Source organism: Vibrio sp. 10N.222.52.B7 (assembly GCF_041474275.1).
GTDB classification, from domain to species: domain Bacteria; phylum Pseudomonadota; class Gammaproteobacteria; order Enterobacterales; family Vibrionaceae; genus Vibrio; species Vibrio crassostreae_C.
The window spans coordinates 1-362 of the sequence record NZ_JBFRTU010000649.1; the positions used below are offsets into that span (position 1 = coordinate 1).

The 362-nt window shown below is 42.0% G+C and carries 1 protein-coding gene; it reads right to left on the bottom strand.

Features of this window, described 5'->3' with window-relative positions:
- Positions 1–190: 190 nt before the first annotated feature.
- Positions 191–362, bottom strand: a 172-nt coding sequence (locus AB4512_RS24640) for a chlorhexidine efflux transporter (protein ID WP_372176099.1), incomplete at its 5' end; no start/stop codon positions are given.

Sequence of the window (362 nt, forward strand, 5' to 3'; positions counted from 1 at the left end):
GTTCAAGCTATGAGCGCTTTTGAGCCTCAGGCTGGTGATAATGGCTTTATCGATAACCTTGATAGTAAATCTCGCGTTGCGATTACAACAGCATGGTCCGATGTATCTAAAGGGAACAGTGCTATCTCGTAGCAAATAATCTCTACTTTAGTTAAATAATATGAGCCGTCTTCTTTTGAAGACGGCTTTATTAATTCAGCACACTTACTTTTCCTTTCGCAACCAATTGATCTCGAACCAAGTCATACGCCCAGTTGAACGCTATCGCGTAAAGTACGAAGAAAATAACTAGGCCGATGTCCATGATCAGTACGGTTAGGAAGTCGAGTTGTAGAACCCACATCAAGACAGGTAGAGTCACT